The sequence below is a fragment of the Leptonema illini DSM 21528 genome (genome assembly GCF_000243335.1).
In the GTDB taxonomy this organism is placed as follows: Bacteria; Spirochaetota; Leptospiria; order Leptospirales; family Leptonemataceae; genus Leptonema; species Leptonema illini.
On sequence record NZ_JH597773.1, the window covers coordinates 2,792,983 to 2,817,521 of the forward strand.

Genomic DNA, 24,539 nt, shown 5'->3' on the forward strand with positions numbered 1-24,539 from the left:
CCTGACTCCTCTCCGATCGCTTTCATGAGAACGTAGCTGACGAAGTTGATGGCCGATATCAGAACGACCATCAGCCATATCTTGTAGGGATTGAGATACTGCCAGTCACCCCAGCCGAAGTTCCGATCGGGCAGAAGCGGTAGAACGATGGCCGTGATGATGGCGAACTTCAACGTGGCGCTGATATCTTCGGGCTCGATTCGCACGATCATCCGGTTAATCCATTTCTTGATCGCGAGAATAAAGGCGATGCTGACCGTCACCGAGACCGCCAGCAAAAACATGCCCTGCATACACAGGCCGCCGATCAAAAAGGCAAGCATCGCCGTAATATAGGTCGTCGTGCCCGTCGTACCCGACAGATGCCACAGGACGTTTGAAGCGATCAAGAGAAGGGCCAGCGCTCCGAAAACGACGACGAACATCCATTCCATTCCGAGAGATTGACCGATGTATAACGAGATGGCGCCGAGCAGGCTGATAAGTGAAAACGTGCGCACGCCGGCGAAATGCCTTTCGGAAGAATCGAGCGAACGCTCTTCGCCGGCATCTAAAGCGGCATCGTCGGGCGTCGATTTCAGCTGATCGGGAAGAAGCGAAACGTTATGCGAAAGCTGGCGTTCAAGGCCGAGAAAAAGGCCCAGCGCAAGGGATAATCCGAAACGAATACTGAGATCGATCTCATTCATCGATATCCAGGATGTCGAGAAGAAAGAAGGCGGCAAGATCGTTTCGACCGGTCATGCCCGATTTCTCGTAAATGGAAAGACTCTGGTTGCGGATCGTCTTCTCGCTCTTGTTCAACCGAGCGGCTATCTCGCGAAAACTCAGCCCCTGGATGATCAGCCTGGCCGCCCTCTGTTCTTCGGGCGAAAAGCGCCAGCGCCCAAACTGATCGTTCATCGCACGGCGCAGCGTCTCGAAGGCATCGCGGTTTTCCTGTCTGTATCGTCGCAGCTCATCGGCCGTCTTCTGGGCCTCCCTGCGCGCCTCATCGGCCTCGGCTCGAATCCGCTCCATCTGCTCGCCGGCCCGACCCAGGGTGCGCCGATGCCGAAGCAGCAGAAATATGGCAAAGGCCGTAATCGACGTAACCATCACCGCCTCGGAAAGCTGGTGCAGGCTCAGCGTCTGCTCGGTGACCAGATGATACAAGACATCGTACAGATTAAGAAAGACAAGCGCCCCGACGAGAATCGCACCGGGACGGGAAAAAGGCCCGGCGGGCATAGGATTCAGACTCTGGTGTACGGGCTCGTCCATACGCACAGGGTCTGGCTCAGAGGCAGCGCGGCAAGTGTTTTCACCGGGGGCAGAAGGCTCTGAGTGCCTGAGGAGGGGCTTGGGTTAGTTCCGGGGAGGTCGCTTTTTTTCAATTTATTGAAAAATCCCGAGCGACTGTTGTCTGTGAATTGCGGAGGCCTGCCATGAAACACAAGATTTCCTCTATATTAGTATGCAGCCTGTTTTCTCTGGCCTCCTGCATGCAGGCCGAAAAGGTCTCGCTGGATACCTCGGGCGCTGAAGGCCTTCTTTTGAGCGGGCTCAGCATCGAGCTCGGGCTCTTTGGAGGCAGCGGGGGTGGTGGGGAGTCTGTCGAAAAACCTGAATCAATTCTGAATTCCCCTGGAAATTACCGGCCGGGTAGATTATCGGGGAGCATGGCACGCTACAAACAGCCTGACTCTGATCAGAGCCAGATCGTTATCTTGAATTTCTCGGAGTTGTTTCCGGAGGATCATCCCATCTCCCGCCTGCTTGAGACGGTCCGGCGGCTAGATCTCAGCCGCTTTGATGCGAGTTACAGGAATGATTCGAAGCAGGGAGGTCGCCCGGCCATGCCGCCCGACCGAGTTCTGGCTATCATCATCTATTCATTGTTGTATGGAAACCTTTCCATGCGAGCCCTTGAGCGAGATCTCGGACAGCGTGCAGATTTGATGTATCTGTCCGGTGGGATGGAGATGGATCATTCAACCCTCGGAAAGTTCCGGCTGAGGCATGCGGCAGCAATTCAGGAATTGTTCACGCAGACAGTGTTCCTCGGTATCGAATCGGGATTCATCGATCTGGATACCGTCAGCATTGACAGCACAAAGATCAAGGCCAGTGCAAACAGACGGGATATAGGCACTCGCGAGGAACTTGAAAGGCGTTACGAGCATCTTGAATCTGTCTGTAAGAAACGCTACGATGAATGGGAGGCATCACAGAACGATGCAGAACAGGAATTACTGGCAAAGAAAATCCAACAACTGGAGATCCAGAAAGAGAAGCTGTCTCTGGGGCTGGAGTTCTTGAAATCCAGACCTGACCGAAAGCGAGTTCATCTTACAGATCCAGATGCAGACTGGCACAAAGACGGATCCAACAGCTTCATCGTGGGTTATTCGGCCCAGAATGCAGTGGATTTCCAGAGTGGCATGATTGTTTATCAGGAAATTGTTACGGGACAGAGCGACAGTACATTCACCAGTTCGCTTGTGAACAGAGTTGAGGGCGTAAAGGCGGAGTTCCTTCCCAAAAAAACAGACGAAATCAAATACGTTCTCGATTGTGGATATGCGAGCGAGAATATTCTCAAAGAGCTTACAGGGCATGACCTCTATATGCCAGACCGGGAACTGGCACACAAGAAGACCGGCGGTAAGATCAAGCCGGAGGAAAGAAATGAGGCTGCCGCTGAACCGCCTCTGATTGAGAGCAGCCATGCCTTGTTGCAATTCCACTACGACCGAGACAACGATTGCTTTCAGTGTCCGGCCGGCGAAATCCTCACCTTCCAGCGCGAGAGAAATCTACAGGGAGTCCTCTACCGGCACTATCGACGTTATGGCTGTTCCCGGTGCTCTATGAAAGAGCAATGTATTGGCCCGGAAGGCAAGCGCAAAGAGCTCTGGATTCAGACCAAACATATTCCCGATTTACAAGTCCGTAGTTTACCTCCCCATCATGGAAGCAAAAAAAGAAAACGGGGATGCGGTCTATTTCCAATCCCCTTACCCTTCTCATGAGAGAGAAGCTGGCAACTCCAGATGGGAAGAAAACCTATGCTCGCCGATTTCCATCTGTCGAGGGCGTCTTTGGTGTGATGAAAAGTGCTCGTAATGGCTGGCAGTTCTTGCGGCGAACAAGAGAAAGGGTTCAAGTTGAATGGTCTGAGCGGTGCATTGCCCATAACCTTGCCCGAATGATCGGGTTTGTCCGGGTAAATCCGATTGCGGCTGACAATATCTGAGCAAGAGCCCGGTCGGGCGACCGGGAGCTCACGCGCTTAACGAGATAGGTTTTTCGACAGACTCTGGGACGCTGGCATGGAATCCCCCTGAAACCGTTGCTGTGTTATCGGGCCCGGGTCGCCCCTCCATAAATGCGGGCATCAGTTCCACCGGTACGGCCCATGTGCTTTTTGCTGATTCGCCAAATACGGGCCAGACCGGAACCGTTATCGTTAAAGTAGCTCATGGCACTACCTGGATAAACCAGACTCTCGATTCCATCAGCGCCACACTGTATGCACCACTGCCTTTAGATCTTGCAGTGAATGCTTCCGGCGCGGCCATTGCAACATGGTACAATACCCAGAACCGCGCCTCCTTCTTCGCGGGTGCTGGAACTTACGCCGTCCCGACAACAGTAACCAGCTACTGTACGTCGCCCGCTGTAGCACTATGGAGCTCAGGCCACGGATTGATGGTCTGTGGTTCTCTTTCTTCATTCGAATTCAATGGGACTGCTTTTTCTGGTCCAACAACCGTTAACAGTCTGTCTACCAACGACAACGCGCTGGCGTACACGCCGGCCGGTCTTACTGTTTATAGCGGTTGGTACCAGGCTGAGAATCATGTTTATACTTACTCGACTGGAAGCGGCTGGATAGACCGCAGCGGCCCCGGCAATGCTATGAATATCCCGACCGCCGCAGACCTGAATGATTCCGGACAGCTATTGACAATCGTATCTGATGGATCTAATATATCGGGGTATTACTGGAATGGTGCTGCATGGGACTTCGGAACAAATCTATACTCACTGCCTCATCAGGCTCTCCGTACAACACTTGATTCATCCGGAAACGGCGTTGCTGCATGGGCGGGTGCCGGCAGCATCTCGATCCGATTCTTTTCCGGTGGTACATGGGCCCCCACCAACATCAATCTAACGAATGCGACCATCGGCACCGGCCCCGTCATCGCAGCAAGCGAAACGGGACGTGCTTACATAGCCTGGACAGAAACCAGCGGCAGTAATGTGATCTTCCCCCAATATTCCGGAGGGAATCATGCAATTTGCTGTGCATAAGCTACCGGGCTTAAGTACCCGAGAGCAGAATGCCTCCTTCTACGGTTGTAGAACACTTCGATATAGTCAAACAGAATTCTTCGTAGGTCTTCAAAATTCGGAAAAAACCCGATTCTGTATAAACATTCAGTTTTCAAGGTATGGAAGAACGATTCCTGAACAGCATTGTCCCAGCAGTTCCCTTTGCGACTCATGCTCTGGCTTATCTTCTTACCTTTCAATACATCACGATACTCTTTCGATGCATATTGTACCCCACGATCTGAATGTATAATCAGGCCTTTGGTATTCTGCCCCCTTCGATTCAAGGCCTGCCTCAAAGCGGCAACGATCGACTCCGATCGCATATTGTCAGAAAGTTTCCAGCCGACGATTTCACGATTTCCAAGGTCCATGAAGGTCGTCAGGTAAGCGAATCCTCCGGTTGTTTCGATATAGGTGATATCAGTTACCCAGATTCGATCAAGTGCACCTGGCTCAAAGTTTCGCTGAACAAGATCGGGCGAAACCGGCAATTCATGATTGGAATCCGTCGTCTTTACACGAAAAACCCTCGGATTTCTTGCAGAAATGTCGTTTTCCCTCATCAGCCTTTCCACCCGCTTTCGGTTAACTTTCATGCCTGTATTATGGAGCTCCGGAGTCACGCGAGGACTGCCATAGGTACCAAACGTTTCATCAGCGATCACTCTGATTGCTTCCACAATTCGAGCATCTTCTGTTGAGCGCTGTGAAGGAGGTCGAATCTGTGATTCATAAAAGCCGCTCTCCGATACATCAAGCACACGGCACATCTTCCTTACCGAAAACTCGGAGCGATTCTCCTGTATCCAGGCGAATTTCATTTTCGGGGTTTCAAGAAGATGGCAACGGACTTTTTTAGAATATCGCGCTCCTCCTGTAGCTCCATGACTTCCTTTTTTAAACGATTAACTTCCTCTTGCAGGTTTTGCTGCTGGGGTCCACCCGGTTCTGATAGATACAGCGCTTTCCATGCTCTCAAGGAATTGACAGAGATTCCAAGATCGTCGGCTACTTCCTTGCTGGTTTTGCCGCCGCGAATCCACCGATCCACCGCCATTCTGCGAAAGCTATCATCGTAATGCTGGCCTCTTTTGCCCATAAATTACCCCTTTTCATTTTACTGTCTCCTGTCCAGGAAAAGGGGGGAAGATCAATGCTACCGTACAGGTTGCAACTCTTAATCTTTCAAGCCAGGCCGTCGTGAACACTGTGACAGTTGGCACCGGGTCAGCAGATAGCTTGCTCGATATTGCTGTGAGTAGCGCGGGTCACGTAATCGTTGCATGGAGCGATACCGGTATTTCCGGGTGTGCTGTTTCAGGACGCTGCATAAAGACGGCGATTTTTCGATGAAGTGAACTTCTCGGCCTGATGTCGTCGTCTCCCCATTTCCCGATTCGTTACATCCCTGGATAGACGACACACAGCGGACGTAACCGAGGGCTGTTTTATCCATTTTGTCTACATCCACAATGGTCTTCAGATCATTGATATTCGGGAGTCTCCAGGCTCACCACCACATAGACAGGATTGAAAAAGTGAGCCTGCAGGACGGAAGAGAATTGCGAAGATACAAACACAGATGGACGGTGGGCAGGCTTCTTGTCAGGCTCCAACGTGTCCGCAGAATACCCAATCGATTCGGAGGGATATTGGGAGAACACATGTCCTCACTTAGATCAGGCCGCATCGCCACGCTTTTCAGTCATTTTTGAGATGGCCTGTGGTATTAAAATGAGTTCCGATAGATACACGAAGACCACATTTTTTGCCTGCCAGCACAACAGAGCACCAAACTCGGACAAAACGACAATTTTCAGCCAATAGCCATTTTCTATTGACGCCTCATCCGATACGTATAGAAACACTCTACAATCATAACTCGTTGTCAGTACAATATACAGCCATGATGGGAATAAAGAAAACGATCATCCTTGCACTTTTCCTACTTCTATTTGGTTGTAGCCAGAAGGATGCAGCCCCCTGGTGGCTGCTAACTTCTCTCAAAAGCGTTGGCAACCTGCCTCAGATTGAGCCAACGAACACTTCGATAACCTATACCGGCAACGGACCGGCATCGATAACCTATTCGATGACTATCGACGGTAAGGATGTAACAGGTGATGCTCAGTTCAGCTTGAGCAAGCCCGAGGCAGGCTCATTCACTGGATCAGAGCTGACCATTTCCGGATCGACTGCCGGCCCACTACGAGTAATCGGAACCGTGAATGGTCGGTCTGTGGAAACAGGTCTTACGGTCTTCATTGATAGCGTTGAGCTATTTCCGGGCGCCCCCCCCAACAGCATGGATCTCTTTGAGAATGCAACAGGATCAGGGGAGCAAAGCATAACGGTTGTCTACCCACAAGACCAGACGATGATTCCGAATAATGTGAGCGGTCTGGATGTTCACTGGAAAGATTCACAAACAGAGCAGCTATTTGAAGCTACCGTTTCGAACGAATTTGTCAGGATAAGGAAATATCTGACCCAGGCCAGTGGTCAGAACTCATGGTTCATCCTTGATGCAGATTCGACCCGTCTACTGACTCAGTCAGGCAAGCAAATAAACATAGTTATCAAAGGGCTTTCAGGTATGACAATCAACCGATCAGCCCAGACAAAAGTGATAGCAACCGGCTCGGAATGGAGTGGTCGCGTGTTCGCAGACTCTTATTCACAGTCTCAAACTTCTGTGCTCTCACGCGATCTGGCAACTAATGAAACATCATTTACAACGTTTTATAGTGATGCTACATCAGGTGGTCGATGCATCGGATGCCATGCCGTCTCGCAGGATAGTAACAGGCTTGCTTTTACCTATGATCAGGGCATTGGCAATGGCGGATTACTCAACGCTACGACTATGACTGTACTTCCCGAAAACCCCGCCCGAAAATGGACCTATGCTTCTTTCTCGCCAGATGGAAGCAGACTTGTGACGGCGTTCAATGGGATACTTACCCTACGCAATTTTTCGGATGGGAGTTCTGTTGCGGATCTACCGACGGAAGCACTGGCCACTCAGCCTGCTTTTTCGAGAGATGGCAAATATATTGCCTTCGTTACCCGATCAAGTGGTAATGATATTGCCTTCACTGACGGAACCATAAAGCTTGCCGAATTTGATAGCGGCAACGGAACATTGAGCAATGCCATAACGCTCGTTGTCGGTAACGGGAACAACTTCGATCCCTCCTTTTCGCCAGACGGCAAATGGCTTCTCTTTACGCGGATTAGCGACAACACCAGCAACTATGCCAGCCTCAAATCCGAACTATGGGTGGTGAAAACTGACGGTTCATCCAGTCCAATCCGATTGAATAATGCCAACCTGAAACCTATGACCTCCAATAGCTCGGCAGATTGGTCACCCACCGCTTTTTTGGGCCCTGATGGCGAGCGAATATACTGGATTCTTTTTACTTCCAGGAGAGATTTTGGAGTCCGACTCGAGAACGCACAAAAACCTCAAATATGGGCAACAGCCTTTTTCCCGGTTCTGGCTGAAGCCGGTCTTGACCCTTCTACTCCAGCCTTCTGGTTGAACGGCCAGCAAACGTCAAATCTAAACCTTCAACCCAGCTGGCAATAATCCTAAATTACAAATTCGCATGGGCGATGCTCTTTCTTTCTCGTACGTCTGACGCTGCCATTCTCGCAACACGGAAGCCTGTGCAAGGAGATTCTGAGGATCACCAGTCATTCTATCTTTTTCAGACTTTCGTGACATATTTCTATTGCTATCACATCCAACTGAAGTTCCGATATTTTTAATATGCCGTGCGCTTCTGTTTTGAGTCCACATAGTGCTCCTCTACACGCTAAGCCTGCTCGCCAATGAAGCATGAACACAAGAATCTGCGGCCCCTCAGAACTACGGCTCCTCCAGCAGCTCGGCTTGATCCCACTCCGCTCTGAATTCATCGGGCACCGATGCCACCTGACGCCGGATCAAATTGAAGCCGCGAGCAGTCACTTCCAGTCTGGTTAATGAAATGCTTGAGAACAATCGAACATCTTCAACGAGCAACTCTTCGCCCTTCTGTAAAAGGGCATTCTGCTCCGGAGTCGGTTCACAGATCGGCACTTTAACAAGAGTATAAAGCACGTTAGCCGAACGGCGGACCTCAACGGCCGGTTGAATCGGACCAATCGGTGCATGTGAGTAGAAACAGGAAGCTTTTTTTGAAGGGTGAAGGTGCAGCGGAATTGCTGCGACATGATCCTCCTCCAATGCATAGCTCTCAACAACAAAGCCCGGCAACTCAAGCTTCTCCACAGAATGCGAGCCTTGCAGCGACGAGGCTTCAATCAACGGAAGGCGCTCCGGGTCTGTCTCAAGAGTCATGGGACTCAGATCACCGATGTTCGTCGATGTTATGACGAATCCAGAAAAGATCCACCCTTTCTGTCCTTTCACCTCAGTTTGCATCCAGAAACCACGGCGTCCCTGGATAACCTCGACGGAAGAAGTTTGATCCAGCACCCGCCCTATCGTGTCAAAGGGAAGCGTCGTCACAATCCCTGACTGAACGCTGGCCTCACTTCGCAAATTCAGGCCCGAGGGCGTCACCACACGAAAGTATAGCTGAGGTCGGTTATCATTCCACGTGTAAGACGAAGGCCGCTCCGCGTCACGACAACCGAACAATAGCGGTAATAGAGAAACTGCAAAGAGAAGGCCTGCCAGACTTCTGCGGAATACGGCCCTATCCCTCCAGCTTCTCATCCTTCTTCGCGCCTTTTTTCGCCGCCTCCTCGGCCACCTGCCCTAAATACTCGGGCAAATCGATACCGGCCATTCCGGCAAGATCATGCAGCGGAGGAAGGCTGCGCACAAGGCCCGAGAGAAAGTTAGCCGTCGCAGAGCCGTCAGCGGAGCCGCCGGCCGGATCCCAGACGGTGATACGGTCGATCTTGATATTCTTGATGGCCTCGACCTGCAGACGCACGATCTCTTCGAGCTTCTCGATCAAAAGAAGCGTGGCGGCCGCCTTTGCATCGCCGCCTGTGCTTTCAACGAGCACCCTGTAGCCCTCGGCCTTGCTTTCCAGTACCTGCCTGATACCGCGCGCCTCCGCTTCGTAACGCATCAGGGTGGCGTCGGCATCGCCGCGGGCCTCACGACGTACCTTCTCGGCCTCAGCCTCGGCCTGGATCTCGATCTTCTGCCGCTCGATATTCTTGGGAACGATCTCAGAGGCGATGAGGCGCTGTTCTTCGGACTTCGCCTGCGCTCGCTGGATCTCCGCTTCGGCCTCGTAACGGGCCACATCGCCGCGCTGTCGGGACTCAGACTCGCGCACGGCTAACTCTGCGTTGGAATCGGCAATAGCGGCTCGCGATTGGTTCTCGCCCGAGACGGCCTCGGCTTCCTGGGATTGCACATACACGCGGCGATCGGTGTCGGCCTTCTTCTTGCCTTTGTCGGCCTCGGCAAGGTTCTCGGCGACGTTGATCTCTTTCTCGCGAAGGGCCTGGGCCTCGCCGATGGCTGCCGTCGTCTCCTGTTGCTGCACGACGATACGTCGGTCGGCTTCGGCCTTTTTCTTCCCTTTCTCGGCTTCGGCGAGATTCTCGGCGACGCGAATCTCTTTGTCGCGCACCGCCTCCGCCGTTCCGATGGCTCCGATCTTGTCCTGTTCGGCGACGTCGATCTTCGCTCTGTTGATGGCCTCGGCGGCGGCCTTTTTACCAATGCTCTCGATATAATCCGAGCTGTCCGTAATATCGGTGATGTTCACGTTGATGAGATACAGCCCGATCTTGTTCAGCTCGGGCTCGACGTTCTTTCGAATCGAGGCAAGGAAGCTCTCGCGGTCCTGATTGATCTGCTCGATGGTTAACGAGGCGACGGTGAGGCGCAGCTGGCCGAAGATGATCTCACGGGCCATATCCATGATAAGATCGGATGAAAGGCCGAGAAGGCGCTCGGCGGCGTTGTACATGATCGTCTCGTCGGTACTGATGCCGACGGTGAAGGTACTCGGCACGTTGATGCGGATGTTCTGCTGCGACAGTGCGTTCTGAAGCGGAATATTGATCGTCATCGGCGTCAGCTTGAGATAGGAATAATCCTGTATCAACGGCAGGATCAGAGCGCCACCGCCATGAATACAGCGCGCCGATTGACCGGCGCCGACGCGACCGTAGACGACAAGGATCATATCAGAGGGGCAGCGACGATATCTCGATGCGAGAAAAACGGTCGTTGTGATAAAAAGCAGTACTCCGGCTATAACCAATAAGATCCAGTAATTCATCCCTTTTTCTCCTCGACTCTTTCCACCAGAAAACGTCCGCCTGCAAGCAGACGCACGACGCGAACCGACGCCCCGGTGGGAATGGCGTCATTGGATTCATGTACGGCCTCGCAGATACGACGCCGCGATCCGACGACGACCTCGATCTGTCCCGTCTCTGCCTTCGGAATCTGCAGATAGACGGTGGCTAACGTGCCGACGGCGGTCGACATATCGGCATTGCCTTTTGACTGAAGCGAAAACATACCCTGAAAGATATAGGCGACAATCCGCACGGCGATGATGCCGGCGCCGACAGCGACGCCGATCGACATATAGGCCGGGAACGCACTCTGCCGGTGCATGGCAAGGCCGGCAAGACCCGATATCATAAAGAACGTCGATAACGTCTGCAGCGACAGGTATCTGAAGCTGCTATCGGAATCATGAGGTCCGTGATCCGACAGGCCCGCATCGGCGTCCAGATCGGCATCAAGCCCCATATCAAGATCGCCCTGTTCTGCGCCGGCAAATCCGATGAACTGAAGAATCGTCTGTATAACGAAAACCGTTCCACCAATTACGGCGCAGAAGAGAAAAACTGCATCAAGGCCCGTTTCGAGACTTTCAAACATGCGTTCTTTTCACTTCGGAACATGGCGCTCGAAAAAGCGCGTTCCGCTCTTGTTCCAGAAGTCTATCAGGCGGCTGCGGTTCTGATTGAGCTGATTCATCATGTTATTGTAACGCTGGCTGGCGTCGTTCACTTCTTTCACCTTTGCGTTATACAGGTCCACATCCTTCTGAGTGCGCTCGCTCTGCTTTTTCGCTTCAAAGGCTCTCTTAATATCTTCGAATTGTTCCTGCTTTGACTGGAATTCCGATACGATCTTCAGATGTTCTTCGGCCTCTTTATTCGCGAATTCCAGATACTCTTCACATGCATCAAGAAGCGAATCGTCTCCGTTGTAATCGTCGATATCATCCAGCAGATCAAGGCCTTTATCGGTCGTCTTTGCAAGGGCGAGACGGTTCTGCTCGAACTTACCCATATCCTGCTTGTTAAGAGCATCGAGTAGATAAAGCTCCTGCTTGTAGCTCTTGAAGAAGATCAGATAGACCTGATTGTAGTGCGCCATCACCTCGCCGGCTTTTTTTAGATTCTTTGAAACCTCGCTTTCCGTATAAATCAGTTTGATATTATGCTTCGAGGCGTACTCTTCTTCGGCCTTGCGGAACGCCTCGGCGGCCTCGTTCATCTTCACGTTCGCCTTTTCTTTGGCAAGCAGGTAGGCCTCCATCGCGTCGTATGACTGCTCGGCCACCTCTTCCATATCGACGATCTTGCCGTAGTCTTCGGTGAGGATGATATGCAGCGTCGTCAGATAATGCACAAGAGAGTCGCGAAAGGTCGTGTCACCGTCGAATCCGGGCTGGCGTGCCGTTGCCGCGCGCACGGTGGCGACGTTCTGAATTAAAGAGCGGCGCTTGTTCTCCACCTGAACGGCGTTTTTGCTATGCGCCGCTGACCGAATGTAATCCCACATATCAATGGGTATCTTCTCAGTCGGCTTCGATATCTTCTCCATGTACGTGAGCGCCTCCCGTCCCGAACGAGCCTGGATCGACGCTGCAACGAGCATCACACATGCGATGGCGATGCCTTTTAACGCTTTATTCATAATGTTCCTTCCCTGAAATAGAATTGTTTAGATTTTTTCTGTGAGTATGGGGCTCTTCCGTTTCACGGGCCGATTCTACAGCCAGTCGTCCATAATCCTGTAGCCTTCTTCGATATAAAGATCTCTTTCAATTCGCTCTCGCTGAAAGTCGTTCATCTCTTTGCGATACGGATCCATCTTCTCGATATCAAGCTCCGCCCTGTCGACGACGACGGTGTACTCTGAACTCTTCTCGAAAAGAACGGCATCCATGGCCTCAAAATCCTTCCATTGGCCCTGCATCTTTTCAAAGAAGGCCTGAGGCTCAAGCGAGAAGCGTTCAACGGGAGCAAAGGCCGGGGCCAGACGCTCTGCGATCTGCGTCATACGCCCGAACCTTCCGTCTGACATTCGGTTACGGCTTTTGCGCAGAAGCTTTGAACGAGGAAGCTCGCCCGATTTTTCAACCGCGATCTTTCTATCAATACTGTCGCTTTCAAGGGCGGACGGATAACCTGCCTCTCCGCTCTGCTCTGTCGGGGCGACGGGTTCGGGCAGAACGATGTCGGGTTCGACGCCTCTGCGCTGATGACTCGTGCCCTCAAGATTATAATACACGTTCACCGTCAGCTTCAGAGAATCTATATTCAACTGACTCCAGAGTTGAGGCCGATTCAGAATACGATCGTCGAGCGTGAGCGGAAGTACGACCTGCGACGTCGCCTTGCCAAATGTGGTATTGCCCACGATAAGGGCGCGGTCATAATCTCGCAAGATCTGCGCGAAGAATTCCGATGCCGAGGCGCTCTGACCATTCACGAGAAGAATGAGCGGGCCGTCATAGACCGTTCCGCGGCTCGGATCTTTTAAAAGACGCGGTCTTCCCTCTCTCTGTCTTTCGACCATAAACGGACCGGAGTCGATAAAAAGCCCGGCAAGATTTAACGCCTCCTGTACCGAGCCGCCTCCGTTGCCGCGAAGATCAAGGATCAGGCCCTGCATACCGTCACGCTTCAGCTTCAGGATCTCGCGGGCGACGTCGTCGGCAAAGGCCGGAGCATCGGGGGAATCCCAGTTAGCATAAAACGAGGGTAGATAGATATAGCCGACACGACTCGATCCCTTTAACAGAAAACCGTTAACCGCATTGCGCTCGCTTCTTGCCTTCTGCTTGCGCAGCGACACTCGGTCGGTCGAACCGTCCGCTCTGCGCACCGTAAGCGTCATCTGCATGGATCGCGGATGCGAGAGCTGCTCATCGGCCTCATCAAGACTGAGATCGGCGAAGTGAACCTGTCTGACGCCGGCTGGCTCCTGTAGCTCGGCAAGCAGAAGCACGTCCTGCTTGCGCAGCTTACCTGAACGATCGGCCGCTCCGCCTGGGATCAGGCGTTCGATGCGGATCTCGCCGCCCGTGCTGCGTGAGATCGTGAAGCCATAGGTCATGGCTCGCGCCGATAACGACTCTTCCATCATCTTGCGATCCGACATACTGAAGAACGCCGTATGCGGATCATACTGCGAGCTGATGATGTTCAAGAAAAGAGAACTGAGCGACTTCTCAAACCCATCGGGATGTTCGAGTTTACGTTGAATTCGCGCCAGCTCACGCTTGCGGGCGATGGCGAGGTACGATTCCCCCTTCTTATCAAGCAGCGCCTGAAATTCCGCCACAGTCGCATCGGGCTTTTCGAAAAACGCCTGTAAAAGCATGCGATGGCGTAGCAGCTTCTTCCAGCGTTCGCGTCGTTCGGTCGGCGTTTTTGTGTACGACGGATCGGAACCCGAATGAAACTCCACCCAGGCCGGCCATTCGTTGATCTTCTCGTTATGCAGAAGCGGATCAGCCTGCATCTGCAGCAACCTTTCGCGAAGCGTGATTACGGTAGCATCGAAAAAAACGACATCACCGCTCAGAAGGCCGTCCACTCGGAGGGGGATGGACATCAGTCGGTCCACATCGTCTTTCATTAGAAAGAAGCCCGACGAATCGACGGCGGCGAGAAAGTCCCGCTTCACCAGGTCGGGCTTGACGATGGTGCGAGCATCGGCCGGCGTTCGAATATGATAACGCTCAAGCAGGGCAAACATCGTAGCGGCACGTCCGGGAATCCCGGTCTGCCCGGCCGGAGAGGCCATTACAGACGCCGTCACGAAAACGGGCAGCAAGATTAACAGATAAGCGATACGACTGGCTCTGTGCCTCAGCATAGAAATCATTCCTGACGCTCTTATATAAGTATGCCGATGTCGTTCAACTGTTTTTTTCTATGCCCGTCGCTTATGGCTCCAGAGAAGCTCGCAAGCCTTCGGCCATAAGGGACAAATGACCCATTGCACGATTCCACTTCTGTGATACATTACCCCCATGTTCTCACGTTTCATGCCGCAGATTTTGCGAGGCGGTCTCATCTTACTGATCTGGCCGGCCCTGATCCTGGCGAAGGAAGATGCGCCGGCACTTCTGCGCTATCGGGACGCCCTTCAACTCTCAGAGCAGAGCCCCGACGTTCATATCCAGGCCCTGCGCGTCCAGCGAGAGAAGAAGCAGCAGGAACAGGCCTCGACGCTGCTGCCGGCCGCTCCTGAGCTTGACCTGAGCTATGAACGCAGCCGCACACAGTACCCGGCCGGCTACTTCGACACGGTTCCGACCGAAGAACGCATGCAGGGACGCTCCTACGAAGTCGGAGTACGGCAGCAGATCGACGTATCGGGCAGTCGCAGCAGCCTGCGCAAAGAAGCAGAGCATCGCACATCGCTGGCCGAACACATGTTGCGCCTCGAAAAACTTCAGGCGCGAAGCCGCCTGCGAGAGGCCTATCTGGGCATATCGATTCATGGCCATATGAGCGAGCATCTTGACGAACATACGAAACGCTTCACCAGATTAAAGGCCGCCTTTGGCGAGGGCTACTTCGATCGTCGGCTCGGCGCCTACACATCGTCGGCCCTTGATATGGGCATCGCCTCGCTTCAGGCCGATTATATCGACAGCCAGACGTCATATCGCAATTCCACTCTCGCTCTTCGCAAAGAGTTGGGGTTAACGCACGAGGATTCCCTCGTCGTCGAAGACTTTTCAAAGATACCGCTTCCCGAATTAAGAGATGAGGCTCAATTGATAGAGAAGGCTCGTGCAGGGTTGCCGGTACTGCTCGGACGCGATCGCATCGCCATGGCGCAGGCCGCCGAAGAGATGGCCTCGCGAAAGATCTTTCCCTTTGTGGAGCTTTTCGCCGCTACGGGAAAAAGAGATCTCGGAAATTACAGCTCGCCCACCTTTCAGAATAACGCACCGGAACGCGAGAACTTCTGGAAGTTCGGCGTTCGCATACCGCTCGGCATCTTCGGGCCCGAACGATTCGGATCAGACGTGGCCGCCGCCGACAGACAGATCGCCGAAGAAGAGCTAAAACGATTCGAACAGCGCCTTGACCTGCTTGTTAAACAGGAGATCGCCCTTTACAGAGGCGAGAAGGCAAGCTACGAGCGATTGTATCGCACATTCGTCAAGAGCGAGCCGTTGACGCAGGCGCTTGAGGCGGCGCTTGTGTCTCGCCGTATAACCTACTTTGAATTCTGGGGCGAACACGAACGCCTTCACGATATCCTGATCCGCATGGGAGAGGCCCGTCTGAAAGCGGCCGCAGCCCTCGGTCGCCTTGAAATACTCGTCGGAGAGGAGCTCGAATAATCATGTTACATCGCCTGCAGACCTTTGCCATGAAGAACCCTCTCTGGGTTCTCTTTCTTGTCCTCCTTTTCATTCTCTTCGGAGCGAATGCCATCACGAAGCTACCCGTCGATGCCGTACCTGATATTACGGGCATACAGGTAATGGTACAGACGAAAACGGGCGCCATGGACCCCGAACAGAGCGAGGCCCTCGTTACTTATCCGATCGAGGTGGAGCTTGCCGGAATTCAGGATGTGCGCGAGATTCGTTCGATCACGAAATACGGGCTGTCCCTTGTCACGATCGTCTTTGAAGATCACGCCGATCTCTATCTTTCGCGTCAGCTCATCGCCGAACGCCTGCAGGGACTTCAGGGATCGTTACCCGACGGCATTGATCCGAAGCTCGGCCCGATCAGCACCGGACTCGGTGAGGTCTTCATGTATGCCGTAAAGGCTACACCGGGTACGCCGCTTGCGTCGATGCAAGTTGAAGACCGGCTGCGTTATCTGCGCACCGTGCAGGACTGGGTAATCCGGCCGGCAATGAAGACCGTGCCCGGTGTAGCCGAAGTCGACTCCAACGGCGGTTACCTGAAAGGCGTTTTTATCGAGTTTCATCCCGATCGCATGCGTCAGAACGGAATCGGGCCGGCAACGCTTGCCGACGCATTGCAGAACGTCGGATTGAACTCAGGCGGGGGTTATATTGAGCCCGACATGCGCCGCGTGCTTGTTCGATCCGATGCGCGCTTTCGTACGATTGATGAGATCCGGCATTATCCGATACGTCCTTATGCGGTCGGGCCGACGCCGCGTCTCGACGAATTGGCTGACGTGCGTGACGGATCGCTCCCCCGCGTCGGAGCGGCCACAGAGAACGGCGAAGAGACCGTACTCGGCACGGTGCTCATGCGTATCGGAGCAAACAGCCGCGATGTTGCGCGGGAAAGCGAAACAAAGCTGTCGACGATTCCGCTGCCCGAAGATGTTCAGGTTGAAATCCTTTATTCAAGAACCGAGCTTGTTAACGCTACGGTAGCCACCGTCGAGAAAAACCTCGTTGAAGGCGGCATCCTCGTCATCGTGATTCTGCTTCTGCTCCTGGGCAACCTTCGCGCCGCCATCATCGTCAGCCTTGCCATTCCGCTTTCTATGCTCATCGCTCTGATGGGCATGGAAGAGATGGGCATCAGCGCGAATCTCATGAGCCTCGGCGCCGTCGACTTCGGGCTTATCGTCGACGGGGCGGTCGTCATGATCGAGAATATCGTGCGCAAGATGGAGGAAGATCCTGATCGATTGCGCCGCGAAGGTAAGTTCACGATTATCGCCGACGCCTTAAGAGAGGTCACCGCTCCTGTCGTTACCGGAGTGCTGATCATCATCGTCGTCTACATTCCCATCCTCGGGTTAACAGGTGTAGAAGGGAAGATGTTCCGTCCGATGGCCATCACCGTACTGCTTGCCCTTGCCGCTTCTCTTGTGCTTGCCCTTTTCGTCATGCCCGTTCTCGCTCTGCTGTTTCTGAAAGAGCCGAAGCATACGCAGAGCAAGCTCACCGAATGGATTCATCGTCTTTATACGCCCGTTCTGAACTTCAGTCTGCGTCGTGGCCGGATTCTTACCGGAGCATCGCTCGGGCTCTTTGTGATTTCGCTCTTTATTTTTTCCAGACTGGGAAGCGAATTCCTGCCCGATCTCGACGAACAGGATCTTGTCGTCGGTATGGTTCGCAGCCCCGACATCTCGCTCACCGAAATGGTAAAGCGACAGGAACACGCCGAAAAGGTTATCCGTGAGTTTGAAGAGGTCGAAACGGTCTTCTCACGCATCGGAACGCCCGAATCGGCGACCGATCCGATGGGCATCAATTTCGCCGACTGCTTTATTATTCTAAAGAAGGATCGCGACGCCTGGCCCGTTATTGAAGAGCTCGGACGCCGCCGCACCAAGAACGAGCTCTTTGACGCCATCAGCAAACGCCTCAGCCTGGAAGAGGATCTTGCAGGCGACGAATACTCGCCCACACAGCCCATCGCCATGCGCTTCAACGAGATGCTCGAAGGATCGCGCGCCGACGCCTCGCTGCGTATCTTCGGCCCCGATCTGAGCAAGCTGATGGAGTATGTGCAGATCGCCGAAGAAGCGCTCTCGCCCGAACAGATGCCGCAGGTGCGCGAGGTCGGTCAGGATGAGCTCTCGGCGCTGCGTCGCACTCCTCTACTCGACTTCAAACCCGATCCCGAGAAGATGAACCGCTGGGGCCTCAACTCGCGCGACATTCACGTCGGCTTTCAATATGCGATGGCAGGAGAAGAGATCGGTTCTTTTTATGAAAAGGATCGCCGATTTCCGATCGTGCTGCGCATGCAGGATCGCTGGCGCGAGAACATAGGCCTGGCCTCGCGTTTTCCTCTCGATCTACCAGAAGGAGGCGTCATCGGATTTCGCGACGTCGCCAGCTTTCAGTTCACCGATCAGGTTTCGACCATCTCGCGCATCGACTCCCGTCGTTATGCAGGGTTATCCATCTATCTGGAAGACCGGGATCTCGAAGGTTTTATTAAGAAGGCCGACGCCGACCTGCGAAGCAAGCTCAATCTGCCGAAAGAGTATCACATTGAATGGGCAGGGCAGTACAAGAACCTTGAACGGGCACGCAATCGCATGCTCATCATCATTCCGTTCACGTTCTTTCTCATCTTCATTTTGCTGCTACAGAACGTGAAGGATCTACTGCAAACGCTGCTGATCCTCGTCGGTATTCCACTCGCCACCACCGGAGGCATTCTGCTTCTCTGGATGCGCGGCATCACGTTCAGCGTATCGGCCACAGTCGGATTGATCGCACTCTCGGGTATCGCCGTCCTGAACGGCACCGTCCTTGTGAACTTCTTCAATCAGCTGCGCAAAGAGGGCTATGAGCTTTACGAGGCCGTGCATCATGGCACGCTCACACGACTGCGCCCGGTGCTCATGACGGCCCTCGTAGCAGGACTGGGATTCCTGCCTATGGCCCTGAATACCGGTGTCGGCGCCGAGGTGCAGCGTCCGCTTGCGACCATCGTCGTCGGCGGCCTTTTTACATCGACCGTGCTCACGCTTCTCATACTGCCCTACCTCTACCTCGCCCTTGAGAGACGCAGAGAGAAGCGACGACAGACAAGACTCTGAGCGATCTGCACACGGCTTAGAGGCCAATGGCTTCTAAGCCTGCAGGATGTAGCCTCGCCGGTCGGTCCATGAGATAGCACGTTGAAGCAATTGTACTTGACGCTTCTCGGGAACACGGCTCCCCTGCCTGTCAATGGCATTCGTCCAGCGGTTCCTTTCAGCGAAGGGAATCCATCAAGGATTACTCTTTCTATCTTTAATAACGCTACCTCTGTTTGGATTGGCCAACTTCGTCGAGCCCGATCGCATTCCCGGCGATCTTGGAGATGCTCGCTTCAACATGTTTGTTCTGGAACATGGTTATCGCTGGCTCACCGGTCAGGAACCGTCGTTCTGGCATGCGGATTTTTTCTTTCCCACAGAAGACAATACCATCGCCTACTCCGACAGTCATATCGGGAATCTGCCCATCTACGGTGCCCTGCGAATACTGGGCCTACCGTATGACCGGGCCTTCCAGGCCTGGATCGTCATCGTCTTCTCCTTGAACTTCGCGTCGGCTCTGGCGGTCTTGCTTCGGTTCGGCCCGCATAAATGGGAGGGGGCTATCACTGGCGCCTTTGTTTTTGCCTTCGGGTTACCGGTGATGCAGCAGCTCGGCCATATACAGTTAGTACCCCGCTATTTCATTCCTCCCGCTTTCTACTTCCTGCATCGCTTCTTCACGAAAGGACGCAGTATCGATTTTTCATTCGCCGCAGGAAGCGTCGTTGCTCAGTTCTTGATTTCTATCTATACAGGAGTCTTTCTCGTTTTTGGTCTAACGATCTTTGCAATGATAAGCGTTCTCTCAATGCGAAGGTCGAAGCGATGTCCGTTCTGTTCCCTAAAGGTCGGCCGGATCATCGCCTTGACAGCGACAATCGCCATAAGCGGCCTCATTCTGTTACCTTACCTGTACCCATACTATAAAACAGGGATGACCCATAGTCGCTCCTGGGTAGAAGTGCTTCCTCTTCTCCCTGCTCTGACATCTTACTGGCTTCCAGCTGAAACAAGCACGACCTGGATCTGGATGAAGGATATTCTTCCGGAAACGACCGCAAGTCACGAGCATCGCATGTTTCTTGGTCTTTTACCAACGGCATCGACATTGCTTTTCATGTTCCTACTGCGAAAGCATAAGAAACTTCATCGCTATCCTGTTCACCGAGCCCTGCTTCTGTCCTGGGTTTTATTGGTACTTTTAACGCTGAGATGGCCCGGTGGATTGTCGTTATACGTTCTTCTGTTCAACTATTTACCAGGCATCTCCGCTCTTCGTGCTATTGCTCGTATCTCTCTGCTGTTCACTTTTTTCGGGGCGGTGATGACCGCCTGGGCTGTGAATCGATGCATACTCCTTTCGCGGAGGCATAGAAAAAGAGGCTTACGCGGGACTGTCGTCTACGTTTTGTTTATAGCGGTTCTTGTCACCGATCAATGGACCGCTAATCATGATGCCTTCTCAATAGAGGGGAACCGACAACGTATCGAAGCGATCGCTACACAGTTGAGAGAATCGGATCAACCGAGACCGTCTTCTTTTTTTCTCATTCCCGACGGCCAGCCTTTCTTCTACAGGCATGTCGATGCCATGCTGGCATCGCAGCAAACGGGCATTCCGACGATCAATGGATATAGCGGTAACATACCTCAGGATTATTCTCTCGAATTGCTGCTTGATGATCCATCTGAGCATTTATGCAGGGCAATTGCAGCATGGATTATGATGAATGGTAAGATCAGGATACAGGGTATTCGCCTTATCGGACAGAACCCATGTCAGGGGGGCGGTCACGAAAACATGCCGAATCTGCACACTTCTGGTGATAAACAAGCCTCCCGCCAGATCACGGAAAGTCCTTTTACATTCAAGAACGAAGCCATAGTGTACCGGATGGATGATCCATCGATCCGCACCATTGTCGGCGAAAAGAAAGGATCCTCTCTCTTAAGTGCGACACAGGGAGGCGTCCTTACATTCGGTCCCTACACATCGCTGCCTGCGGGCGTATATCGCATCACCTGGGATGGCATCTTGCTCCAGGGATCAGAAGCAGAAGCACGAGTCGAGTTCGACGTGGCCGGCAATATGGGCAAAGAAACAATGGCGTCTGCTCTCTTCGAATCAAGAGAAGTGCAAAAGATAGATGTCCCATTTCGAAAAAGTATCGTTTTCGAGATTGCCAGACCGACGCCTAACATCGAGTTTCGAATTTTCGTACAGGACGGAATACGCCTTCAGTTGAACAAAGTTACACTCTCCCCCGAAAACGATATAAAGCTAAGCAAGCCTCCGCCTCAGGAATAAAGCTGACGTCCCGATCCAGAAAAGGCAAGAGGCGGCCTCAAAATTTTTCGCTCTCCCAGAAAAACCGCGCTTGACACCCTTATAAATAACGAATTAGTTATATAATCAACCCGTTATTACAGGAGAGCAGAATGTCCCTTCCGAAAAAACTGACTGTAGATCTTCAGGGCGACGCCGATGTCGTATTCCAGCGCTATTTCGACGCTCCGCCCGCCTTTGTGTATGATTGTAATACGAAGCCCGAGCTGTTGCAGCGCTGGCTGACCGGTCCGGACGGCTGGTCCTTTTCCACATGCCGCATTGATCTGAGCGTCGGCGGTGAATATCTCTTTGTCTGGCAGAAGGAAGGCGAAAGCTCTTTCGGATTCGGTGGTGTTTATAAAGAGATAAAAGCTCCGGAAATCATCACCAATACCGAGATCTTTATTCCTGATCCCACGCAGCTTCCGTCGTTAAGCGACTCCAGCCAGGCATCGGTGAACACGCTTCAGCTCGCTGCGGCGGGCAAGGGAACGCTGATGACGCTCACCTGCCGTTATCCATCGGCCGAGATCCGCAAGATGGCGCTCGAAACGGGAATGGAAGAGGGGATGGAAATCAGCTACGTCAGGCTTGATGAGATGTGCCTGCAGGCCGGGGTATAACGCTGATCCTAATTCCGCAGGCCGACGACGACCATCTCATAGCGCGCCGGCTTGCGACCACCCAGAGCCCAGAGCGAGGCCTGAAAGCGCGTCTGCTGGCCGGGTTGCAGCTCTTTATCATCGCCGAAGCCCTGGGCGCTTCCAATAAAGGAGCCGCCGGCATCAAAGAAAGAGGCGATGACGCGAGGGTATTTGACGGGGATCTTTCCGGAATGCTGGATGGTCCCCGTCAGATTGTATGCAAAGCCGTCATAACGCAGGTTATGCCTGACCACCGAGAGATCGTGAACATAGAGGTCGGAGCGCGTCGGTTGTGGTTTGAAATGAAGCAGCCTGGTCGACGCAAACCGATCCCTTGTATTAAGCGAAACACACTGAAAAGGCAAAAGAGCTCCCGGTGGAAGGTCGACGCCGGGAAAGCATTGCACGCTATCGATCTCTTCACCTTTCGCATCAAAGAGGCCTACGCGAAGAGAGGGCGTTCCGATGGTTATACTTCCTGTATTGCGCATGCGCCCTATAACGACGATATTGCCGACGCTGGGGATGGCGGCGAGATCAAGGATCTCCCCTCGCGCCTCTCTCTGCGCCTCATCGTCTGCCTTCACCTCGCCGATGATCGGCTTAATACGCGCAATGTTCGGTTTATCCGTTTGAGCGTTCTGTTCGGATGTGCTCTGGCCGGAATCGCTTTCGCGCCGGCGATCATCGGACGGTCTGCCCTCGCGCACCTGACGATGGGCGCTTTTCAAAATCACGCCCGATTCGACGTCAATCAGGCGGATAAACAGATCCGCTCCGTCAGGACGGCCATAGGCCATTCCCGTAATGACAAGTCTTGCCGAAAGCAGTCTGCCGATGCGCGCCGCCTGGTCGGTGTCGGCCATTCCTGAGTTCTGAAACTTCTGTTCTTCGAGAATACGATCGACAAGCGAACGTTCAAGCACGCGATAGCGTCCGGAACGAACGAGCTCATCGACGATTCGATCGCCATGATAACGCCCGGCTTCGGCCGGTAGCCCTGATGTGATCAGAGGAAGCACGGCTACGGTCGCGTCTTTATAGCCGTCGGGGTTGAGTTCACGAACAAGTTCAGCTGTCGGATTCGACTGACAGCCGATCAGCAGCAGAGTCGCCGCGATACTCAGACAACGCTTGAACATAATGCAAAAAGGGAAGGATTCCCCTTCCCTCATCGAGCATTCTCTGGATTACTTCCAGTTCTTCTTATCTGCGAACAGATCTTTCAGCGATTTCGGGAAGCTCCAACGCGGTTTGCGGCTTGCCGGACGTGCGGCCACATCGACCATCTCGCCGGTGAAGCGGTTCAGAGCCTTGCCTGCTTTGCGAGCGGCTACATCCTTCATCATCAGCGTTCCGATGACGGGAAGACGCACCTTCTCTCCGCGAGCTGCAGCTTTGCCGGCTTCAAGCAAGGAGGCCTCAAGAGCCTGCTTCAGGTCGCTCTTCTTCAGTACAACCTCGCCTTTCTTGTTTACCGACGTCGATTCGACGACCCCTTCAAGCAGGGAGTCAAGAAATGAGTACTTTCCGTTGCTGGCTTTTGCTTTTGCAGCGGGAGCCTTCTTCGTTGTCTTCTTAGTAGCCACTCGTATACCTCTAAATGATATGGAATGAAGTGCGCTTCTCTTTCCGGTGAAAGAATAAGTTGAAAAACGCCTGAATTCCGGTGTTTTTTAGGGTTTTTTAACACCCCGTATGCCCTGTTCAAACCTGGCTAAGTGCTGTCAAGTAACTCATTCCTGTTTTTTCGATGAAGGCCATAAAACGGTCCCGCTTCCTGCGCGTAATCCTGTTAGAGAGCATAGTTGATCCTGTATGCGGCGCTTGCTCCAGGAGGCGCACCGTCAAGCAGCGCGTAGGCGATGCCTTCCTGTTCTCCGGCCGCCTCTTTAAAGCTGGCCGTCACAAGGATTTCGTTGGCCTTTGCCGTATCCTCACCGAGCTTGCTTGCCGCGTTCACCTCGGCCCCGAAGCAATCCGTATCGCCGATCTTCAGCACACGACCGAATCCGAGGCCGACGCAGAGCAGGATCTGTTCTTCGGGAATTCGACCGTTATTGTAATCCACAAGAACTCTCTGCATGGCAATAGCGGCGGCAAGCGCCTTGCGCGGACGGCGAAAGATCACGAACATGCTATCGCCTTCCATCTTCAGTAGAATGCCGTCATGCTCTTCGATAACTGGTATAAGGATGCGCTCCGATTCCTGTATCGTCTGCAAGAAGTGAATGATACCGTATTTCTCGACCCCTCTTGAAAAACCCGAAAGATCGGTCATCATGATGACCCATTCTTCGCCAAAAAGATCCCAGATCCGCTCATCGATCTTCTCTTTGTCTGCTCCGGGCTTGAGGCGATCTTCAAGCAAACGCTCAAGCCGGTCTTCTGATGCGCTGAAAACAATGTTCCGTCGAAATGCCATAATGAAGAACGACATGTCCGTCAGGCAATGTCAATCCTTTCTATAGAAAGAGAAGCAGCAATGCCAATT

The 24,539-nt window shown here is 53.2% G+C and carries 20 protein-coding genes; 8 read left to right on the forward strand and 12 right to left on the reverse strand.

Annotated elements, in window-relative coordinates; translation table 11 throughout:
* Positions 1 to 689, reverse strand: a 689-nt coding sequence (locus LEPIL_RS12760) for an MgtC/SapB family protein (protein ID WP_002772948.1), incomplete at its 3' end; no start/stop codon positions are given.
* Positions 682 to 1,263: a helix-turn-helix transcriptional regulator gene (locus tag LEPIL_RS22170; protein ID WP_002772947.1), complete on the reverse strand. Its 582-nt coding sequence runs from the start codon at positions 1,261 to 1,263 to the stop codon at positions 682 to 684. The genes LEPIL_RS22170 and LEPIL_RS12760, both read right to left, overlap by 8 nt.
* A 398-nt stretch (positions 1,264 to 1,661) precedes the next feature.
* Here LEPIL_RS22170 and LEPIL_RS12770 point away from each other — a divergent pair, with 398 nt between their 5' ends.
* The 3 genes from LEPIL_RS12770 to LEPIL_RS23495 all read left to right on the forward strand — a co-directional run bounded on the left by LEPIL_RS12770 (position 1,662) and on the right by LEPIL_RS23495 (position 4,302).
* The gene (locus tag LEPIL_RS12770) at positions 1,662 to 3,014 is read left to right on the forward strand and encodes a transposase (protein WP_052608285.1); all 1,353 of its coding nucleotides are present in this window, start codon (positions 1,662 to 1,664) and stop codon (positions 3,012 to 3,014) included.
* Entirely contained in the window at positions 3,011 to 3,238 is a 228-nt protein-coding gene (locus LEPIL_RS23940) for a transposase (protein ID WP_246811967.1), read from the forward strand. Before LEPIL_RS12770 ends, LEPIL_RS23940 begins: the two co-directional genes overlap by 4 nt.
* A gap of 164 nt (positions 3,239 to 3,402) precedes the next feature.
* A complete protein-coding gene (locus LEPIL_RS23495; protein WP_157135074.1) occupies positions 3,403 to 4,302 on the forward strand; it encodes a hypothetical protein in 900 nt (299 codons plus the stop codon).
* Here the strand turns inward: LEPIL_RS23495 and LEPIL_RS12775 are convergent.
* Together LEPIL_RS12775 and LEPIL_RS12780 are read right to left on the reverse strand one after the other, a co-directional pair.
* Positions 4,281 to 5,147, reverse strand: coding sequence for an IS3 family transposase (locus LEPIL_RS12775; protein WP_002771521.1), 867 nt, complete (start codon positions 5,145 to 5,147; stop codon positions 4,281 to 4,283). The genes LEPIL_RS23495 and LEPIL_RS12775 overlap by 22 nt on opposite strands.
* Positions 5,144 to 5,425, reverse strand: a complete 282-nt coding sequence (locus tag LEPIL_RS12780) for a transposase (protein ID WP_002769616.1) — start codon at positions 5,423 to 5,425, stop codon at positions 5,144 to 5,146. The genes LEPIL_RS12775 and LEPIL_RS12780 overlap by 4 nt, the downstream gene beginning before the upstream one ends.
* An 807-nt stretch (positions 5,426 to 6,232) precedes the next feature.
* Here LEPIL_RS12780 and LEPIL_RS12785 point away from each other — a divergent pair.
* The gene (locus LEPIL_RS12785; RefSeq protein WP_002772951.1) at positions 6,233 to 7,921 is read left to right on the forward strand and encodes a PD40 domain-containing protein; all 1,689 of its coding nucleotides are present in this window, start codon (positions 6,233 to 6,235) and stop codon (positions 7,919 to 7,921) included.
* Positions 7,922 to 8,203: 282 nt separating this feature from the next.
* Here LEPIL_RS12785 and LEPIL_RS12790 read toward each other — a convergent pair whose 3' ends face one another.
* From LEPIL_RS12790 to LEPIL_RS12810, 5 genes are all read right to left on the reverse strand, one after another.
* A complete protein-coding gene (locus LEPIL_RS12790) occupies positions 8,204 to 9,058 on the reverse strand; it encodes an SH3 domain-containing protein (protein WP_002772952.1) in 855 nt (284 codons plus the stop codon).
* Positions 9,039 to 10,592, reverse strand: a complete 1,554-nt coding sequence (locus LEPIL_RS12795; RefSeq protein ID WP_002772953.1) for a flotillin family protein — start codon at positions 10,590 to 10,592, stop codon at positions 9,039 to 9,041. The genes LEPIL_RS12790 and LEPIL_RS12795 overlap by 20 nt, the downstream gene beginning before the upstream one ends.
* Entirely contained in the window at positions 10,589 to 11,206 is a 618-nt protein-coding gene (locus tag LEPIL_RS12800; RefSeq protein ID WP_002772954.1) for a hypothetical protein, read from the reverse strand. The genes LEPIL_RS12795 and LEPIL_RS12800 overlap by 4 nt, the downstream gene beginning before the upstream one ends.
* Positions 11,207 to 11,215: 9 nt before the next feature.
* Positions 11,216 to 12,253, reverse strand: coding sequence for an LIC11966 family surface protein (locus LEPIL_RS12805; RefSeq protein ID WP_002772955.1), 1,038 nt, complete (start codon positions 12,251 to 12,253; stop codon positions 11,216 to 11,218).
* A 75-nt stretch (positions 12,254 to 12,328) separates the two neighbouring features.
* Positions 12,329 to 14,452, reverse strand: a complete 2,124-nt coding sequence (locus LEPIL_RS12810) for a S41 family peptidase (protein ID WP_078123545.1) — start codon at positions 14,450 to 14,452, stop codon at positions 12,329 to 12,331.
* Between the two features lie 148 nt (positions 14,453 to 14,600).
* Here LEPIL_RS12810 and LEPIL_RS12815 point away from each other — a divergent pair, with 148 nt between their 5' ends.
* The 4 genes from LEPIL_RS12815 (at position 14,601) to LEPIL_RS12830 (ending at position 22,024) form a co-directional block, all read left to right on the forward strand.
* A complete protein-coding gene (locus LEPIL_RS12815) occupies positions 14,601 to 15,929 on the forward strand; it encodes a TolC family protein (protein WP_002772957.1) in 1,329 nt (442 codons plus the stop codon).
* Positions 15,930 to 15,931: 2 nt separating this feature from the next.
* Complete coding sequence (locus LEPIL_RS12820) at positions 15,932 to 19,087, forward strand: efflux RND transporter permease subunit (RefSeq protein WP_002772958.1); 3,156 nt, start codon at positions 15,932 to 15,934, stop codon at positions 19,085 to 19,087.
* Positions 19,088 to 19,220: 133 nt separating this feature from the next.
* Complete coding sequence (locus LEPIL_RS12825) at positions 19,221 to 21,380, forward strand: hypothetical protein (protein WP_002772959.1); 2,160 nt, start codon at positions 19,221 to 19,223, stop codon at positions 21,378 to 21,380.
* 131 nt (positions 21,381 to 21,511) lie between these two features.
* Positions 21,512 to 22,024 carry an SRPBCC family protein gene (locus LEPIL_RS12830; protein WP_002772960.1) on the forward strand — a complete coding sequence of 171 codons (513 nt, stop codon included), beginning with the start codon at positions 21,512 to 21,514 and terminating at the stop codon, positions 22,022 to 22,024.
* Between the two features lie 8 nt (positions 22,025 to 22,032).
* Here the strand turns inward: LEPIL_RS12830 and LEPIL_RS12835 are convergent, their stop codons facing one another.
* The 3 genes from LEPIL_RS12835 to LEPIL_RS12845 form a co-directional block, all read right to left on the reverse strand.
* Positions 22,033 to 23,187: an FxLYD domain-containing protein gene (locus LEPIL_RS12835; RefSeq protein WP_040918787.1), complete on the reverse strand. Its 1,155-nt coding sequence runs from the start codon at positions 23,185 to 23,187 to the stop codon at positions 22,033 to 22,035.
* Positions 23,188 to 23,235: 48 nt separating this feature from the next.
* Positions 23,236 to 23,634 (reverse strand): HU family DNA-binding protein, encoded by a 399-nt coding sequence (locus LEPIL_RS12840; RefSeq protein ID WP_002772962.1) that lies wholly within the window; start codon positions 23,632 to 23,634, stop codon positions 23,236 to 23,238.
* A 206-nt stretch (positions 23,635 to 23,840) separates the two neighbouring features.
* Positions 23,841 to 24,470 carry an adenylate/guanylate cyclase domain-containing protein gene (locus LEPIL_RS12845; RefSeq protein WP_040920306.1) on the reverse strand — a complete coding sequence of 210 codons (630 nt, stop codon included), beginning with the start codon at positions 24,468 to 24,470 and terminating at the stop codon, positions 23,841 to 23,843.
* Positions 24,471 to 24,539: the final 69 nt, after the last annotated feature.

Bases quoted from the DNA above. Each gene is read 5' to 3' on its own strand.
- LEPIL_RS22170 (WP_002772947.1), bottom strand. From the start codon at position 1,263: ATGGACGAGCCCGTACACCAGAGTCTGAATCCTATGCCCGCCGGGCCT.
- LEPIL_RS12770 (WP_052608285.1), top strand. From the start codon at position 1,662: ATGGCACGCTACAAACAGCCTGACTCTGATCAGAGCCAGATCGTTATC.
- LEPIL_RS23940 (WP_246811967.1), top strand. From the start codon at position 3,011: ATGAGAGAGAAGCTGGCAACTCCAGATGGGAAGAAAACCTATGCTCGC.
- LEPIL_RS12775 (WP_002771521.1), bottom strand. From the start codon at position 5,147: ATGAAATTCGCCTGGATACAGGAGAATCGCTCCGAGTTTTCGGTAAGG.
- LEPIL_RS12780 (WP_002769616.1), bottom strand. From the start codon at position 5,425: ATGGGCAAAAGAGGCCAGCATTACGATGATAGCTTTCGCAGAATGGCG.
- LEPIL_RS12785 (WP_002772951.1), top strand. From the start codon at position 6,233: ATGATGGGAATAAAGAAAACGATCATCCTTGCACTTTTCCTACTTCTA.
- LEPIL_RS12790 (WP_002772952.1), bottom strand. From the start codon at position 9,058: ATGAGAAGCTGGAGGGATAGGGCCGTATTCCGCAGAAGTCTGGCAGGC.
- LEPIL_RS12795 (WP_002772953.1), bottom strand. From the start codon at position 10,592: ATGAATTACTGGATCTTATTGGTTATAGCCGGAGTACTGCTTTTTATC.
- LEPIL_RS12800 (WP_002772954.1), bottom strand. From the start codon at position 11,206: ATGTTTGAAAGTCTCGAAACGGGCCTTGATGCAGTTTTTCTCTTCTGC.
- LEPIL_RS12805 (WP_002772955.1), bottom strand. From the start codon at position 12,253: ATGAATAAAGCGTTAAAAGGCATCGCCATCGCATGTGTGATGCTCGTT.
- LEPIL_RS12810 (WP_078123545.1), bottom strand. From the start codon at position 14,452: ATGATTTCTATGCTGAGGCACAGAGCCAGTCGTATCGCTTATCTGTTA.
- LEPIL_RS12815 (WP_002772957.1), top strand. From the start codon at position 14,601: ATGTTCTCACGTTTCATGCCGCAGATTTTGCGAGGCGGTCTCATCTTA.
- LEPIL_RS12820 (WP_002772958.1), top strand. From the start codon at position 15,932: ATGTTACATCGCCTGCAGACCTTTGCCATGAAGAACCCTCTCTGGGTT.
- LEPIL_RS12825 (WP_002772959.1), top strand. From the start codon at position 19,221: ATGGCATTCGTCCAGCGGTTCCTTTCAGCGAAGGGAATCCATCAAGGA.
- LEPIL_RS12830 (WP_002772960.1), top strand. From the start codon at position 21,512: ATGTCCCTTCCGAAAAAACTGACTGTAGATCTTCAGGGCGACGCCGAT.
- LEPIL_RS12835 (WP_040918787.1), bottom strand. From the start codon at position 23,187: ATGTTCAAGCGTTGTCTGAGTATCGCGGCGACTCTGCTGCTGATCGGC.
- LEPIL_RS12845 (WP_040920306.1), bottom strand. From the start codon at position 24,470: ATGGCATTTCGACGGAACATTGTTTTCAGCGCATCAGAAGACCGGCTT.